18 protein-coding genes are annotated in these 15,831 nt (G+C 62.9%); 15 read left to right on the top strand and 3 right to left on the bottom strand.

The window, feature by feature from the left end; translation table 11 throughout:
• Positions 1 to 148 precede the first annotated feature (148 nt).
• The 15 genes from BMZ46_RS09565 to BMZ46_RS09495 all read left to right on the top strand — a co-directional run bounded on the left by BMZ46_RS09565 (position 149) and on the right by BMZ46_RS09495 (position 11,372).
• The gene (locus BMZ46_RS09565) at positions 149 to 682 is read left to right on the top strand and encodes a response regulator (protein ID WP_039769033.1); all 534 of its coding nucleotides are present in this window, start codon (positions 149 to 151) and stop codon (positions 680 to 682) included.
• An 83-nt stretch (positions 683 to 765) separates the two neighbouring features.
• Complete coding sequence (locus BMZ46_RS09560; protein ID WP_011333429.1) at positions 766 to 2,487, top strand: GspE/PulE family protein; 1,722 nt, start codon at positions 766 to 768, stop codon at positions 2,485 to 2,487.
• Positions 2,468 to 3,271: a hypothetical protein gene (locus tag BMZ46_RS09555; RefSeq protein WP_074687732.1), complete on the top strand. Its 804-nt coding sequence runs from the start codon at positions 2,468 to 2,470 to the stop codon at positions 3,269 to 3,271. Before BMZ46_RS09560 ends, BMZ46_RS09555 begins: the two co-directional genes overlap by 20 nt.
• 1 nt (position 3,272) lies before the next feature.
• Positions 3,273 to 3,818: a PilN domain-containing protein gene (locus BMZ46_RS09550; RefSeq protein WP_007956129.1), complete on the top strand. Its 546-nt coding sequence runs from the start codon at positions 3,273 to 3,275 to the stop codon at positions 3,816 to 3,818.
• Positions 3,805 to 4,353: a GspMb/PilO family protein gene (locus BMZ46_RS09545; protein ID WP_074687733.1), complete on the top strand. Its 549-nt coding sequence runs from the start codon at positions 3,805 to 3,807 to the stop codon at positions 4,351 to 4,353. Before BMZ46_RS09550 ends, BMZ46_RS09545 begins: the two co-directional genes overlap by 14 nt.
• Entirely contained in the window at positions 4,353 to 4,871 is a 519-nt protein-coding gene (locus tag BMZ46_RS09540; RefSeq protein WP_074687734.1) for a hypothetical protein, read from the top strand. The genes BMZ46_RS09545 and BMZ46_RS09540 overlap by 1 nt, the downstream gene beginning before the upstream one ends.
• The gene (locus BMZ46_RS09535; protein ID WP_039769039.1) at positions 4,868 to 6,715 is read left to right on the top strand and encodes a secretin N-terminal domain-containing protein; all 1,848 of its coding nucleotides are present in this window, start codon (positions 4,868 to 4,870) and stop codon (positions 6,713 to 6,715) included. Before BMZ46_RS09540 ends, BMZ46_RS09535 begins: the two co-directional genes overlap by 4 nt.
• 2 nt (positions 6,716 to 6,717) lie before the next feature.
• The gene (locus BMZ46_RS09530; protein ID WP_039769040.1) at positions 6,718 to 7,191 is read left to right on the top strand and encodes a type II secretion system protein; all 474 of its coding nucleotides are present in this window, start codon (positions 6,718 to 6,720) and stop codon (positions 7,189 to 7,191) included.
• 5 nt (positions 7,192 to 7,196) lie between these two features.
• Complete coding sequence (locus BMZ46_RS09525) at positions 7,197 to 7,571, top strand: type II secretion system protein (protein WP_011333435.1); 375 nt, start codon at positions 7,197 to 7,199, stop codon at positions 7,569 to 7,571.
• The gene (locus BMZ46_RS09520) at positions 7,546 to 8,097 is read left to right on the top strand and encodes a type II secretion system protein (protein ID WP_074687735.1); all 552 of its coding nucleotides are present in this window, start codon (positions 7,546 to 7,548) and stop codon (positions 8,095 to 8,097) included. The genes BMZ46_RS09525 and BMZ46_RS09520 overlap by 26 nt, the downstream gene beginning before the upstream one ends.
• Positions 8,094 to 8,486 (top strand): curli production assembly/transport protein CsgE, encoded by a 393-nt coding sequence (gene csgE / locus BMZ46_RS09515; RefSeq protein WP_064378911.1) that lies wholly within the window; start codon positions 8,094 to 8,096, stop codon positions 8,484 to 8,486. Before BMZ46_RS09520 ends, csgE begins: the two co-directional genes overlap by 4 nt.
• The gene (locus tag BMZ46_RS09510; protein WP_007956141.1) at positions 8,483 to 8,914 is read left to right on the top strand and encodes a curli assembly protein CsgF; all 432 of its coding nucleotides are present in this window, start codon (positions 8,483 to 8,485) and stop codon (positions 8,912 to 8,914) included. The genes csgE and BMZ46_RS09510 overlap by 4 nt, the downstream gene beginning before the upstream one ends.
• A gap of 29 nt (positions 8,915 to 8,943) precedes the next feature.
• Positions 8,944 to 9,804 (top strand): CsgG/HfaB family protein, encoded by an 861-nt coding sequence (locus BMZ46_RS09505; protein WP_064378912.1) that lies wholly within the window; start codon positions 8,944 to 8,946, stop codon positions 9,802 to 9,804.
• An 887-nt stretch (positions 9,805 to 10,691) separates the two neighbouring features.
• Positions 10,692 to 11,072 carry a DUF6124 family protein gene (locus BMZ46_RS09500; RefSeq protein WP_074687736.1) on the top strand — a complete coding sequence of 127 codons (381 nt, stop codon included), beginning with the start codon at positions 10,692 to 10,694 and terminating at the stop codon, positions 11,070 to 11,072.
• 72 nt (positions 11,073 to 11,144) lie between these two features.
• On the top strand, positions 11,145 to 11,372 hold the full coding sequence (locus BMZ46_RS09495; RefSeq protein ID WP_074687737.1) for a type II toxin-antitoxin system RelB family antitoxin: 228 nt from the start codon (positions 11,145 to 11,147) through the stop codon (positions 11,370 to 11,372).
• Positions 11,373 to 11,549: 177 nt separating this feature from the next.
• On the opposite strand, the gene BMZ46_RS09485 is transcribed toward BMZ46_RS09495, so the two are convergent.
• The 3 genes from BMZ46_RS09485 to BMZ46_RS09475 form a co-directional block, all read right to left on the bottom strand.
• Positions 11,550 to 13,001 (bottom strand): curlin, encoded by a 1,452-nt coding sequence (locus tag BMZ46_RS09485; protein ID WP_039767720.1) that lies wholly within the window; start codon positions 12,999 to 13,001, stop codon positions 11,550 to 11,552.
• Between the two features lie 26 nt (positions 13,002 to 13,027).
• Positions 13,028 to 13,492 (bottom strand): curlin, encoded by a 465-nt coding sequence (locus tag BMZ46_RS09480; RefSeq protein ID WP_007956150.1) that lies wholly within the window; start codon positions 13,490 to 13,492, stop codon positions 13,028 to 13,030.
• A 70-nt stretch (positions 13,493 to 13,562) separates the two neighbouring features.
• A complete protein-coding gene (locus BMZ46_RS09475; RefSeq protein ID WP_074687739.1) occupies positions 13,563 to 15,797 on the bottom strand; it encodes an Ig-like domain-containing protein in 2,235 nt (744 codons plus the stop codon).
• Positions 15,798 to 15,831 lie beyond the last annotated feature (34 nt).

The following is a 15,831-nucleotide window of genomic DNA, read 5'->3' as shown; positions in this document are numbered from 1 at the left end:
ATTTCCATTCAATTCAAGGACATGAAGACAAAAAATTACCGGCATTCAGCCTGGCATGAAGTGTGCGTTACCTCTTGTGAGGCGCACTCCAGCAGGTTCGGGTCATTGAATTTCAATTGCCGGCACTTGAGGTTTCAGGGAGTCCACCTTGGTTAACAAAGTACTGGTTGTCGAAGACGAACAGCTGCTTGCACAGAACCTTCAGGATTATCTGTCGGCGCAAGGGCTGGAAGTCCGGATTGCACATGACGGCGCAGAGGGAATCGGCCTGGCCGAGACTTTCGCCCCCGACGTGCTGGTGTTCGATTACCGCTTGCCCGATATGGAAGGGTTCGAGGTGCTCGACGCGGTCCGCCAGAACAGGACGTGTCATTTCGTGCTGATAACGGGTCACCCGACCGCTGAAGTCTGTGAGCGGGCGCGGCAACTGGGGGTCAGCCACATCCTGTTCAAACCGTTTCCCTTGGCGGAACTGGCCCGAGCTGTCTGCGACCTTCTGGGGATCCAGCGCGAAGCGAAACCCGGTGCGAGCCCATCCGAAGGCTTTGTCGAACGACGCCAGAGCAGGACCGAGAGCTTCCCGTTGCAGTTGTACGATGGCAGTTGGGTGCTGGCGGACCGCCGACGAAACAGGTCGGAGGTCATGGCACCGGACGACGATCAAATGCTCACCGGGGAGTAATGGCGCGATAGACGTTCCGGTACTCGCCGAATTCGCCTCCCGCGCCGTCAGGGCCTCAAGCCCCGGGTGTTGGAGAGCAAGCCATGGATCGTCTGTCCGTTGTCGTCGAACCGCTGTCGGTCAATCCTCCACAGGAGGCACAGACCCCGCCACGCTTTTCCAGTGAGCAACTGGCCCAGGCCCGGGCACGGGCTACCACTTCCGGGGAACGGGTGCTCGATGCACTGGCCGTGCTCTGCGAACTGGCGCCGATGCCGTTCATTGCCAGCCTCGGCGCCACCCTGCATTACCCGGTGCTCGACACCGACACGCTGTTTCTGGCGACCCCGGTGTTCGACCGGGTCACCCTCGCGCAATGCCTCAAACGTGAATTTATCCTGCTGCGCCACAACGACGAAGTCATTGGCGTGTTCGCCGACCCCTTCGACACCTCGCGTCTGGCCTGGATCGACGAATGCCTGCACGGCGCGCCGCTGTACCTGGTGCATGCCGACGACCTCAAGGCATATCTGGCCCGCCACGAAGAAAGCTTCCACGCCGTCGAATCGCTCAACGCCCAGGCCGACGCCGGCAGCGAGACCGACACCCTGCAAAGCCTGTCGCTGACCAGCATCAGCGAAGACTCGAGCGTGGTGGTGAAACTGGTCAACTCGACCCTGTACGACGCGCTGAAAATGCACGCCAGCGATATCCACCTCGGCACCACCGGCCAGGGCCTGGTGATCAAGTACCGGATCGACGGCGTGCTGAACAACATCGGCAAGATCCAGGGCAGCGAGTTCGCCGAGCAGGTGATCTCGCGGGTCAAGGTCATGGCCGAACTGGACATCGGCGAAAAACGCGTGCCTCAGGACGGTCGCTTCAAGATCGGCATCAGCGGCCGGCAGATCGACTTCCGGGTGTCGATCATGCCGAGCATCTTCGGCGAAGACGCGGTGCTGCGGGTGCTGGACAAACAGGACCTGGCCGACAAGGTCTGCGGCGTGCAACTGCAAGCGCTGGGCTTTGAAGACGAAACCCTGCGCCAACTGCGCCGCCTGGCTGCCGAACCCTACGGCATGGTGCTGGTGACCGGCCCCACCGGCAGCGGCAAGACCACCACGCTGTACGCGATGATCACCGAGATCAACCACGGCGTGGACAAGATCATCACCATCGAAGACCCGGTGGAATATCAGCTGCCGGGCGTGCTGCAAATTCCGGTCAACGAGAAAAAAGGCCTGACCTTCGCCCGTGGCCTGCGCTCGATCCTGCGTCACGACCCGGACAAGATCATGGTCGGCGAGATCCGCGACCCGGACACCGCGCAGATCGCCGTGCAATCGGCGCTCACCGGTCACCTCGTATTCACCACCATCCACGCCAACAACGTGTTCGACGTGATCGGTCGTTTTACCCAAATGGAAATCGACCCCTACAGCCTGGTCTCGGCGCTCAACGCGATTCTTGCCCAACGTCTGATCCGGCTGGTGTGCAGCAGTTGCAGCACGCCGGTCAACCCGAGCGATGAAGAGCTGCGCGCTTCGGGCCTCGACCCACAGAAAGTCGATCACTACCACTTCGTCCACGGCAAGGGCTGCGGTCACTGCCGGGGCAGCGGCTATCGCGGCCGCACGGCGATTGCCGAGCTGCTGCACCTGGACGACGAACTGCGCCAGATGATCGTCGAGCGCCAACCCATCACTCAGATCAAAGCCCTGGCCTGCGCCCGTGGTTTGCGCCTCTTGCGCGAATCGGCGCTGGAGCTGGTGGAGCACGGTCGGACCACGCTGGAGGAGATCAATCGTGTCACTTTTATCGCGTGATCAATTTATCGCCGTGCTCGGCGCCAGCGGTGTCGGCCTCGGCCAGCGCCGGGGCAGCGACACCCTGTGGCTGGGCAGCGTCGGCTACATCGACGAAGGCTTCCAGAGCTACGCGGTGGCGCTGGACACCCTCGACCGTCTGCTCGGCGAACACACCCGTGCCGGCGCCGAGCTGAGCGTGGTCATCTCCGGCCACTTCAGCCGTTTCTGCCTGGTGCCGTGGAGCGAGCAGATCAGCAGCCCTGACGAACTGCGCGGCTTCGCCCAACTGTGCTTCGAAGACCTGTTCGGCGCACCGACCCAACCGTGGAGCCTGGTGCTGTCGGCTGAGCCGGCAGGGTATGACCGCATCGCCAGTGCCTTGCCGCAGGATTTGCTGGAACGCCTGCGCACGCTGGTAAGCGGTCGCGGCCTGCGTCTGCGTTCGGTGCAGCCGTACCTGATGACCGCGTTCAACCGTTTCGACAAAAGCCTCGACGCCGGTGACTTCCTGTTCATCGTCGCCGAGCCGCAACGCAGCGTGTTGCTGCTGGCAAGGGAAGGGCGCTGGTCGTCGGTGCGTTCGGTGGGCGGCAGCGACAGCGACGCGGCACTCAGCGCGCTGATCGGTCGCGAACGGCAACTGCAAGCCTCCACCAGCGAACGCGCCTTCAACGTTTATCTGCACGCTCCGGCGCGCCTCGATGCGCAACCGGAGGTGGCGGGGGTGCACCTGCGCACCCTCGAAGACAACTCGATGACCGTGCGTGACGCCTTGTACGTCATGTCCCGGGCGGTGGCCTGACATGCGCGCCTTGAACCTCGACTTCCAGCCTCGTCCGCGTTCCGGCCCGTTGGGCTGGAGCCTGCTCGGCGGCGGTGTATTGCTCGCGCTGGTGTGCTTCGGCGTGCAGCAGCACCTCGGCGATCAGGCCGAGCAACAACAAGGTCACTTGCAACACACCCAGCGCCAGCTCACCGGCGACAGCGGCAGCAAGACAACGCTGAGCCCGGCGGAAACCCGCGAGCAGGCGCAGAACCTTGCTGAAATGCGCAAGGTCTCGCAGCAACTGCGCCGCCCCTGGGAACGCCTGTTCGCCATGCTCGAAGCCATGCCGCGCGACGACATTGCCTTGCTGACCCTGACCCCGGATGCCCGCAAGGGCCAGGTGCGGATCAGCGCCGAAGCACGGGATCTGCAAGCGATGCTGGATTTCCACAAACGGCTGGAGGCCAGTGACGAGCTGTCCGACGTGTCGCTGCTGAGCCATGAAATCGTCGTCAAATCGCCGGAGCAACCGGTGCAATTCAACCTGTCGGCGACCTGGGAGATAGGCGATGCGAATCCCTAGACTGATCGTTCACGAATACCTGCAAGGCCTCGGCGTTCCGGGCCTGGCCGGTCTGGCACTGCTGCTGGTCACGCTGGCTTGGGCACTCGGCGGTTTGCTGCCGGGCTGGCAATCGCTGCAACAACTCAGCCAGCAAACCCGGGAAGCCACCGAATACCTGGCCAAGGTCGAGGACGGCAGCATCGCGCCGCCGGTGGTGCCGCAACGTCAGCTGGATGATTTTCGCAACAAGCTGCCGGCCCAGCCGCAAGCCACTGTCGCCATCGACCGCATCTACGCCCTGGCCGCGCAGGAACACATCACTTTGGCGCGCGGCGAATACGCTCTCGGCGTCGATCCCAAGACCCATCTGGCGCGCTACCAGATCCTGTTGCCGGTGCGCGGCAGCTACCCGCAACTGCGCCGTTTCCTGCACGCCTTGCTCGGCCAGTTGCCGGCGGTGGTGGTGGAAGACGTCGAGTTTCAACGCAAGAAGATTGCCGACACCGACCTCAGCGGCCGGATCCGTATGACCCTCTACCTGTCGAGGTCGTGATGGACAGCAAACGCATAACCGGCTGGGTGGCGTTCTTCGGCGTGGCGGCGGCGCTGGCCTGGTTGCCGGAATATTTCTTGCCGAGCGACGAAGCGGATTCGACCGAAGTCGCCGTGGCCAGCCCGGCCAAAGCCAGCGCCCGTGGCGCCTTGCCCGCCAGCAGCGCCAAGGCGAATGCGGCGCCGATCAAGGACCTGAGCCCGGCCGGCGACCTGTTTGCGAGCAAATCCTGGAAGGCCGCGCCGACCCTGGCGACGGTCACCGAACAAGCGATCAACCCGACCCCGGTGGTGCAAGCCCCGAGCCTGCCACCGGTGCCGTTTCAGTTCGTCGGCAGGCTGCATGACCGCAGCGACCTGCAGGTGTTCTTGCAGGACGGCGAGAAAATCTACGTCGTGCGCAGCGGGGATGTGATCGACGACACCTGGAAGATTGCGGCGATTTCCGATGTGGAACTGAGCCTGGTCTACCTGCCTTTGCATTTGTCGCAGACCTTGTCTGTGGGGAGTACGCAATGAACAGATCCCGTTTGCTGATGAGCCTCGGCCTGTGTGCCGGGCTGGCCGCGTGCAGTTCCGCGCAGGTCGCCAACAAGGAAGCCGCCGACCTGATCGATCAGGGGCAGTACGAGGCGGGCCTGGCCCGGATCGAGGAAGGCTTGCGGGAAAATCCGCGCGACACCGAGCTGCACCTGCTGCTCAACAGCGGTCGGGCCAAGGCCATCACCGCGCTGCTGACCTCCGGCGACACCGACCGCGCCCGCCGCGATTTCGCCTCGGCCCGCACCGCCTACAGCCGGGTGCTGACCATCGAGCCGAACAACCGCCGCGCCCAGGATGCCCTGCGCCAGCTCGACTACCTGCGCAGCATGGATGAGAAACTGGAGCTGGCCCGTGGCGACCTGCGCCGGGGCGACATCTACGGCGCCGACCGCCAAGTCAAACAGATCCTCGAACTCGACCCGAAAAACGACGGCGCGCTGGAGCTGCAAGGCAACATCCGTCTGGTGCAGAGCCGCAACGTCATCCAGTACCCGCAACTGCGCACCCGGCTTGATCGCCCGGTGACCCTGGAGTTTCGCGACGCCAACCTCAAGACCATTTTCGAAGTGCTGTCGCAGGTTGCCGGCCTGAATTTCATCTTCGACAAGGACCTGCGTCCGGACATGAAAGCCACGATCTTCGTGCGTGACGTGCGCATCGAAGACGCCGTGCAACTGCTGCTGCAACAGAACCAGCTACACCAGAAAGTGGTGAACGAAAACACCTTGCTGATCTTTCCGGACTCGCCGCAGAAGCTGAAGGATTACCAAGAACTGGTGATGCGCACCTTCTACCTGACCAGCATCGACGCCAACACCGCGCTGAACATGATCAAGACCATGCTCAAGACCCGCGACGTGTTCGTCGACGAACGCCTGAACACCCTGACCATGCGCGACACCGAAGACGCCGTGCGCATGGCCGAAAAACTCCTGCAATCGCAAGACCAGTCCAACCCCGAAGTGGTGCTGGAAGTGGAAGTGATGGAAGTCGCCACCCAGCGCATTCTCGACCTCGGCCTGCAATGGCCGAACACTTTCGGCGTGGTCAACAGCGACGGTTCGGCGGTGACCATTCTTGATCAACTGAAGGGCATCAACTCCAGCCGGATTTCGATCTCGCCGTCGCCGCAAGCCAAGATCAATGCCCAGGACAACGACATCAACACCCTGGCCAGCCCGGTGATCCGCGTCAGCAACCGCGAACAGGCGCGCATCCACATCGGCCAGCGCGTGCCGATCATCAGCGCCACCTCGGTGCCGTCGACTCAGGGCCCGGTGATCACCGAAAGCGTCACCTACCTCGACGTCGGTCTGAAGCTCGAAGTGCAACCGACCGTGCACCTGAACAACGAAGTGGCGATCAAGATTGCTCTGGAAGTGAGTAACGCCACGCCGCTGGAGCCGACCCGCCAGGGGACGATTCCGGTGCAGGTCGACACCCGCAACGCCCAGACTTCGCTGCGTCTGCATGACGGCGAAACCCAGATCCTTGCCGGCCTGATGCGCAACGACCACGGCGCCACCGGCAACAAGATTCCGGGCCTCGGCGACATCCCCGGTCTGGGCCGGCTGTTCGGCAGCAACAAGGACACCATCGGCAAATCGGAACTGGTGCTCTCGATCACCCCACGGATCGTGCGCAACCTGCCGTACCAGAGCCCGTCGGACATGGAATTCCCCACCGGCACCGAAACCAGCATGCACATCCAGGCGCCGGACCGTTCGCAGAACTACACCATGCCAGCGCCTGCCGCGCAGCCTCGTGCAGTCGGTGAAGCGGCCGTGGCCACCACCCGTGTAACCGTCGAGAAGCCTTGATCATGAACGCCTCCCAACGCGGTTTTACCTTGATCGAAGTCGTGGTGACGCTGGCCCTGATCGGCCTGCTGGCCGGCATGGCCGCACCGCTGACCGAGACTCTGGTGCGGCGTGGCAAGGAGCAGGAACTGCGGACCGCGCTGTATCAGATTCGCGATGGCATCGACGCCTACAAGCGTGCCTTCGATGCCGGCTACATCGAGAAATCCCTGAACAGCAGCGGCTATCCGCCGAACCTGAAAGTGCTGGTCGAAGGCGTGCGCGACGTGCGCAGTGCCAAGGGTGCGAAGTTCTACTTTCTGCGCCGGATACCGCGGGATCCGCTGGTGCCGGCCAAACGTGACGACAACGGCGGTTGGGGCCTGCGGGCCTACAACAGTTCGGCCCAGAACCCGCGCGATGGCGAAGACGTGTTCGACGTCTACTCCCTCGCCCGGGGCCATGGCCTCAACGGCATCGCTTACCGCGAGTGGTGATTCTCATGCGCCGGGAAAAGGGGTTTACCTTGCTCGAGCTGATGGTGGTGATGGCGATCATCGCGACCCTGATGACCATCGCCTTGCCGCGCTACTTCAACAGCCTCGAGGCCTCCAAAGAGACCACGTTGCACCAGAGCCTGTCGGCCATGCGCGAGGCGCTGGATCACTACTACGGCGACACCGGGCGCTATCCCGATTCCATCGAGCAACTGGTGGAGATGCGTTACCTGCGCAACGCGCCGCTGGACCCGATCACCGAACGCAATGACCAATGGGTGCTGATCGCACCGCCGGACGGTGTGGCGGGCGGCGTCGCCGACATCAAGAGCGGAGCTACCGGGAGGGCGCGTGATGGCAGCCAGTATTCCGAGTGGTAAGCACGTGGAGCAGGGTGGGTTCACCTACCTGGGCGTGCTGTTCCTGATCGTGATCATGGGCATGGGCCTGGCCAGTGCCGGCGAGTTGTGGTCGACGGTGTCGCGCCGCGACCGCGAGAAGCAACTGCTGTGGGTCGGCACCCAGTACGCCCAGGCGCTGCGCAGCTACTACCGCAGTTCGCCGGGCCTGGCGCAGTACCCGAAAGAACTGGTCGACCTGCTGCAGGACGAACGTTTTCCGGACGCCCGCCACCACCTGCGCCAGCTCTACCCGGACCCGATCGGCGGCGGCGAATGGGCACTGCAACGGGGTTTCGACGGACGCATCACCGGTATCAACAGTGCCTCCACCGAGGTGCCGTTGAAGCAGGCGGACTTCCCGTCGCAGTGGTCGGATTTCGAAGGCATGCAGCGTTATTCGGACTGGCAGTTCGTGGCCGAGAAAGCCTTCCTCGACGGCACCGGCTCTGGCAACGGGGCCCCGGTCAAAGGCCAGTCGGCCCTGCCGCAGGCGTTGCAACCATGAGCCGCCACGTGTGGTGCGCGTTGATCCTCGCGGCCGTGGCGTCTTTCGCCAGCGCCAGCGAGGAAGACGAAATGATGGGCTTCATCGTCGACGACACGATCTCGCACATCGGCCACGACTTTTACTACTCGTTCAGCGAGCGCTTGCGCGACACCAGCCGCATGGATTTCAACCTGGTGGTGCGCGAGCGCCCCGACGCACGCTGGGGGAGCCTGGTGACCGTCGAGTATCAACAACGCCTGGTGTATCGGCGCTTCCTGCCGCCGAACACCGTGGAACTGAAGGACGAGGCCTACGCGGCCGCCGACTCGGTTCGACTGGAGGTCGTCCGGCGCAAGCTGGAAGCCTTGTTGCAGGACACCACCGACCTTGAGAAGGACGAACTATGAACACGACAACGTTCTCACGGCGCAGCGGATTCTGGATCTCGGGGTTGTTGATCGGGCTTGCCAGCGCCGCTGCCGTCCAGGCCACCGAACTGGTCTACACGCCGGTCAACCCGTCGTTCGGCGGCAACCCGCTCAACGGCACCTGGCTGCTCAACAACGCCCAGGCGCAAAACGACCACGACGATCCGGACCTCAAGAAGCGCTCGACGGTGGCCGGCACTTCGGCACTCGAGCGCTTCACCAGTCAATTGCAGTCGCGGCTGCTGGGGCAACTGCTGGACAACATCTCCACCGGCAACACGGGGAGCCTGTCCACCGACGCTTTTATCGTCAACGTCGTTGATGACTCGGGGGCACTGACGATTGAAGTGACCGACCGGGCGAGCGGCGAAGTTTCCGAAATTCAGGTGAACGGCCTCAACCCATGACGGGATGACGGTTCCGGGGAGCGATGGACATGAAAAAAATAATTGCGCTAGGGCTGATGTTGGCAGCATTACAAGGGTGCAGTCTGCGCGAGCCGATGCCGGCCGAGCAGGACACCGATACCCCGACCCTGACCCCCAGGGCCTCGACCTACTACGACTTGCTGAAAATGCCGCGACCCAAGGGCCGGCTGATGGCGGTGGTGTACGGCTTCCGTGACCAGACCGGGCAGTACAAACCGACCCCGGCCAGCTCCTTTTCCACCAGCGTCACCCAGGGCGCGGCGTCGATGTTGATGGACGCCATGCAGGCCAGCGGCTGGTTTGTGGTGCTCGAACGGGAAGGGCTGCAGAACCTGCTGACTGAACGCAAGATCATTCGCGCGTCGCAGAAGAAGCCGAATACGCCGGTGAACATTCAGGGTGAGCTGCCACCGTTGCAGGCCGCGAACATGATGCTCGAGGGCGGGATCATCGCTTACGACACCAACGTGCGCAGCGGTGGGGAAGGGGCGCGGTATCTGGGGATCGATCTGTCCCGTGAGTATCGGGTGGATCAGGTGACGGTGAATTTGCGTGCGGTGGATGTGCGTAGTGGGCAGGTGCTGGCGAATGTGATGACCAGCAAGACGATTTATTCGGTGGCGCGCAGTGCGGGGATTTTCAAGTTTATCGAGTTCAAGAAGTTGCTTGAGGCTGAGGTCGGGTATACGACCAATGAGCCGGCGCAGTTGTGTGTGTTGTCGGCGATTGAGGCGGCGGTGGGGCATATGGTGGCGCAGGGGATTGAGCGGCGGTTGTGGCAGGTGGCGGGGGATGCTTCTACTCCTTCGCAGGATGATGTTTTGAATCGGTACCTGACTCAGAACAAGATTGATCCGGATGCCGAGTGAACGTGGCGGCCTTCGGGCCGACCAGGTTCTTGTTGGGTTGGGTGAATATCCGTTTCTTCGGGTGTTGCCGCTGGCGGTTCCGCTCTTACAGCGGCTCACTTTTTCAAACGCCAAAAAGTAAGCAAAAGGCTTGGCCCCGGCGTTCGGCCCCTCGCTGGGGCTCGGGGTTCCTTCGCTCCGGGATTCATCCGGGGGCATCGCCTCCGGTTTGCTTCGCTGCACCTCCTCTCGATGTGTTTGGCTTCGCCAAACGGTCGCTGCGCTCCCACCCCCGGATAAATCCCTCCACTCAGCCTTCCGAAGGGGCCGGCACGTCAAAAGCTTTACTCGAGCTAACGCTCATCGTGTTGAGTGGTGAGAAGCGGAAAGCGGAAAGCGGAAAGCAGAAAGCAGAAAGCAGAAAGCGGACTGCTTTTGCTTTGATCGTTCCCACGCTCCGCGTGGGAATGCAGCCCGGGACGCTCCGCGTCCCATTCTCGAACGTTTAAAGTTGTGTCTGTTTGATCGTTCCCACGCTCCGCGTGGGAATGCAGCCCGGGACGCTCCGCGTCCCATTCTCGAATGTTTAAAAGTTGTGTCTGTTTCAGCGATCCTTCCCACAAGGTTTTCAGGTTGTCCGTCGGAAGCGCGGGCTCTAGCCTGTTTCGGTCGCTGCCAATTCAGCGATCGGGCCTGGAAACCCGCGGGAAAACAGAAACAAACGGCGGCATTCATGACGTATGCTGCGCACCTTCTCTGGTGTGCTCCTTGTTATGGCGGCTGTACGTGGGGACCTTCGGGTCGTCCGGGTTTCTCTGTTCCCCGGGTTTCCAGCCTGCGTACAGCTGCCACCCCTTCGTCCGGAAACCGAATGGGCCAGCTTCATTACTCAAACAGAGAAAAACATCATGTTCAAACCAACACCCAACCCACCCGAAACCCAAGCCAACCCCGAAACCGACCCAACCTCCCCATACACCTCCACCACCTCCAGAAAACTCCACGAAGCCGCCGAACGCGCGCTCGATCATTACCTCTGCCCCGGCGCCCACATCATGGGCAGCGTCAACGAACCGGCCCCGATGTACCTCGCCAACCCGGCCTACAACACCGAATCCCTGCTCGCCAACGCCAGCGAATCCCTGGGCTCGGCCAGCGAAATGCTCAACAACTTCGCCGCCACCCTCGACCCCACCCACCGCAAGACCGCCCTGGGCATCGCGCAGATCCTCATGCTGGGTGAACTGGCCGTGAATCAGGCCTTGGATCACGTCGAGCTGAAGGACTGATCCAGCACATCCCCAATAAAAAAACGCGACCCAGCAATGGGTCGCGTTTTTCACATTCAAACCGGAGTCACCATGGATCCCCTGTTCTCCCCAATCGTTTCAGACTTCGAAAGCGAAGAGCAGGCCGCCAGCTACGACCGGTGGTTCCGTGCCGAAGTCCAAGCGTCAATCGACGACCCGCGTCCAAGTATTCCGCATGAGCAAGTGATGGCTGAAATACAGGTATTGATGGAAGAGGTTCAATGCAGGTACCAGACACTTGAGGCGTCGAACAAGGACTGCACCGCAGCACCAGATTGATCGTTCCCACGCTCTGCGCGGGAATGCAGCCCCTGACGCTCCGCGTCAAATTCGCGAGTTGGAACGCGGAGCGTCCCTTGAGGCATTCCCACGCAGAGCGTGGGAACGATCAATACCCAATCATCAGCGCAAAAAAAAACCGCGACCTCAAGATCGCGGTTTTCCAATACCCAACACTTACTGCTGCAAAACCGTCGCCTGGTTAGCCGACCCGAACTGCTGAATGGTCGCGGTCTGCGTCATCCCGCTCTGATCCACATTGGCAATGTTCCCCGTGCCGCCCTGGGTCACATACGCCACGTTCATGGTGTCAGCCTGTTTCACGGTGATCATGTTGTCGCTGCCATACAGCTGCGCGGTGTAGGCCTGGTTGCCGGTGCCGGATTGATCGAATTCGGCGCTGTTGCCCGAGCCGTTCGACGAGCCCTGAACCAGGTTGGTGGTGCCGCGCTGGTCGGCGATGAGGATGTTGTCGCTGCCGTTCTGATCGAAGTACAGCTCGTTGTAGGAATCAGCCTGGCTGACCGTGGTCTTGTTGCCGGTGCCGGTCTGGTGGGTGGTCATGACCTGGCCGATGCCGTCCTGTTTGAAGCTGGCGATGTTGCCGTTGCCGGCCTGGGTGACGGTGGCGCGCTGGCTGCTGCCGAACTGGCCGCCATGTTGCGGGCCTTTCCAGTTGCTGGCGTAGACCTTGTTGTCGTTACCCACCGAGGTGGCGTTGAGGGTGTGGCTGTCGCCGTTCTGGTAGGTGAAGTGCACGTTGCCGTTGCCGACCTGGTACAGCGCCAGCGTCGAGTTGACCGATTCGAACTGGTCGGCATAGATGGCGTTGGTGTTGCCGACCTGGGTGACGGCGGCGGTGTTGTTTTCGCCGAAGCTTTGGTCGACCACGGTTTCGTTGCTGTCGCCGTACTGGTTGACGGTGGCCTGGCTGGCCAGTTGCGAGTCTTGCCAGATTTCGGTGCCGTTGAGGTTGCCGAACTGGTTGATGGTGATATTGCCGCCGGTGCCGTTGCGCTGGTCGCCGTAGGCGTAGTTGCCTTCGCCGGCCTGGTTGATGCCGATCTGGCCACCGTTGTGCAGCACTTGTTCGGCGGTGCCGTAGTTGGCGGTGCCGTACTGGGTGATCACCGAGCTGTTGCCGGTGCCTTCGTAAAGTTGCTCGATGTTGGCTTCGTTGCTGTCGCCGAACTGGAAGGTCTTGCCTTCGCTGCCGTTCTGCGAGTCCTGGTAGACGAACGAGAAGTTGCCGGTGCCTTGCTGTTGTTGCAGGGCCTGGTTGCCGGCGCCGAAACCGAGGGACTGGCTGGCGTGGGCGGTGTTGAAGGCACCGGTCTGTTGTTGGGTGATGGTGCTGTTGTCTTCGAAAAGCTGTTCGGCGTAACCGGCGTTGTAGTCGCCGACCGCGTCCTGGGTAATGACGCTGGTGGCGGTGTCCTGCACGGCGGCGGCGTTGTTGCCCTGGCCGAGTTGGGTCTGGGTCGCGGTGCTGAACGGGGCCTGGGTCTGCTTCACATCAGCGATGTTGGCCGTACCGAACTGGCTCTGGGTGGAAAGGCTGTCGTCGGCCATGGCCTGGGCACTGATCATGACCAGGATGGCGGCGGTGAGGGGCGTCAGTTTGAACATGATGAACTCTCCGATGATTGCAGTGCTTAGCGATATTGCTTGACCGAAACGCTCATGCCGTTGCCCGACTGGGTCACGGCGCTTTGCAGCCCCGTGCCGGCCTGCTCGATGCTGGCGTCGTTGTTGTTGCCGTTTTGCGAAATCTGCGCGCGGTTGTGGCTGCCGGTTTGCGTGATGGACGCGGCGTTGCCGGAGCCGTTTTGCGTGATCAGGGCCATCAGGTCGCTGCCTTGTTGCAGGATGTACGCCTCCTGATTGCTGCCCGACTGCACGATCTTGCCCAGCAGCGACTGACCGTTCTGTGAAAGCAGGGCGAGGTTGACCTGGCCGTTCTGGTCGATCAGGGCTTGCTGGCCCACGGGGGGCGGCAGTTCGCCGAGATCGGCACTGTTGGGCGCCAGGTCATCGTTTTCCATCAGGTCGTCGGCGCGCACGCCCGCACTGACGCACAGGGCGAGCAGGCAAAGCAGGGCGGCGGTCGGCGTGTTCATGGCAAATATCCTGTGGGGCGTTAACCGTTGAGCGTTGCCCCGCCGGCCCGAAAGCAGGCGGGGCGTTGACTCACAGCGTGTTCACCGAGATGGTGCGAACGGTGCCCTGGGACGAGCGGATCGTGGCGGTCGGGTTGGCTGATGGCACGACCAGCGTGTTGTTCAGCGTCAGCCGCCAGCGTCCGGTCACCGGTACCGTAGTGGTGCCCAGCGTTACCAGCCCGGTCGGGGTGGTGACCTGCACGGTGATGGTGTTGCCGGTGGTCACCGACGAGGTGCCGGCGAAGTCCCAGTTGAAGCGGCCGCCGGAACGGGCCTGCACGGTCGAGGTGGTGATCGTGAAGGTTTCCGCTGCTGGCCGTGGCGACACTTGCACCGTGACGGTCGCCGGCGTCGACTGGGCGTTGAAGCTGTCCCGGGCGATGTAGGTGAAGGTCGTGGTGAAAGCCGTGGTCACGGTGGCCGGTGGGGTGTAGGTGATCACCGTGCCGTCAGTGCTGACCGTGCCGCGTCCTGCCGGCGGTTGGGTCAGGCTGGCGACGCCCAGCGGCGTGTTGCCTTCCGGATCGGTGTCGTTGGCCAGGACGTTGATCGGGATTGCGACACCCAATGTGGCGACGCTGTCGGCGACGGCGGTCGGTGGCCGGTTAGGCGCGACGGTCACCGTCACGGTCGCCGGGTTGGCCGAGGCCAGACCTTTGCTGTCTTGCGCCTTGTAGGTGAAGCTCGTGGTCAACGGTGTCGTCACTACGGCGGGCGGGGTGTAGACCACCGAGGTGGTGCCGCTCAGCGCGACGGTGCCTTGGCCGGCGGCCGGTTGAGTCAACGCGGTGATGGTCAGCGGCACGTTGTTGTCCGGGTCGCTGTCGTTGGTCAGCAGGCTGAAGGTGATCGGCACGCCGAAGCTGGTGCTGCCGGTGTCGGCGTTGGCCAGTGGCGCCTGGTTCTCACCGGTGTCCGGTGCTGCACCGACCACTACGACTGGCTCGGTATCGCTGCCGCCGGCGGCGGATTTCACCGTGACGGTGGCCGGAGGCTGGGTCAGGTCGGCCACGGTGATTTTTTGCAGCGTGCCGGTTTTCGACAGGCGTCCGTAACCTTGCGCGACCATGTCCGGCACCGCGACTTCATCGGTCGAAGTGGCTTCGATCAGCAGGCTGTGGCTGGCCCAGCTGTAGCGGGCGGTCTGGATTTTCACCACGTCGGTGAGTTTGGCCGAGACGGCAGTCGGACGGGTCGTGCCAGCCGGGTTGGTGGCGGTCACGACCACCACCGACGGCAGGGTGCCGGTGCCCAGGCGCTGGCCGAAGAACAGCCCGTTGTTGTCACCCAGCAGACTGGTCTGGCACGGCGTCGGCGGCGGGCCGGGCAGCAGCGCCACGGTTTCGCGGAAGCACAGGGTCGAGCTGCTGTCAGCCTTGGCGAACACCTCGGCACGCACACCAGCCGAGGTACGGCGATAGGTGGCGCGGTCGATGGCGACTTGGGTTTGCTGACGATTGTCGAGGACCTTGCCGGCGACGGTGAACAGGTTGGTCTGAATCGAGCCGGCGCCCGACGGACCATCGATCCGCAGGAAGTTGGTGTTGAACGGGCTGCCGGTGACCGCTTCGGTGAGATTCGGGTCGCCGACGAAGGTTTCGACGCCGCCGGTGTCCGGGTTCACTTCGGTATACGGCCCGTTGATGCTGCGCAGGAATGGGCCGATGGCGCCGTCGAGCGCACCGCTGAAGTTGCCCGGCGCGCCGATGCCGACGTCCCTGGTGATGTTGATCGCCCGCCGGCCAGGTGTGGTGACGTTGACGGTTTCAACACCATACGGGTGGGTGATGGTGTAGGTGCCGGCCACCGGGACGTTCACCCGGATGCGGATCCGCGCGAAGCTTTGCTGATCGCCATCGACCGGATTCTCCGAGGCGAACGCCGCTTCGATGCCTGCGACGTAGGCGTCGACACCGAAACCGGCGCCGTTGTTGGGGATCGCGGTTTCCGCCAGGAACCAGAAAGCTTCCGGCGGCCAGTTGTCCGGGAACACCATCGGCAGGCTGTCATCGAACACGCCCGGTTCCGGCAGCAGGGTGCACATGTATGCGGGTGGAGTGCTGACCGGCACCCGCGAACTGGCGGCGCGCGACTGGCAAAGCTCCATCGACAGTTGATTGTTGTCCTGGTACCACATCGGGAATTTCCCGGTGGCGAAGGTGTAGGGGCCGGGATCGACGGCGGCCAGTTGCGCGAACGCACTGCCGGTCAGCGAGATTGTCAGCCCGAGCGCGTTGAGCGCGAAGCGTGGCCACTTGTTCATGATGCCTCCTGATGCGGATCTGGGCATGTGAGCG

This window comes from Pseudomonas sp. NFIX49 (genome assembly GCF_900115915.1).
Classification (GTDB): Bacteria; Pseudomonadota; Gammaproteobacteria; order Pseudomonadales; family Pseudomonadaceae; genus Aquipseudomonas; species Aquipseudomonas pharyngis.
Note: the sequence above shows the minus strand (reverse complement) of the source record. Positions and strands in the feature narration are given on the sequence as shown.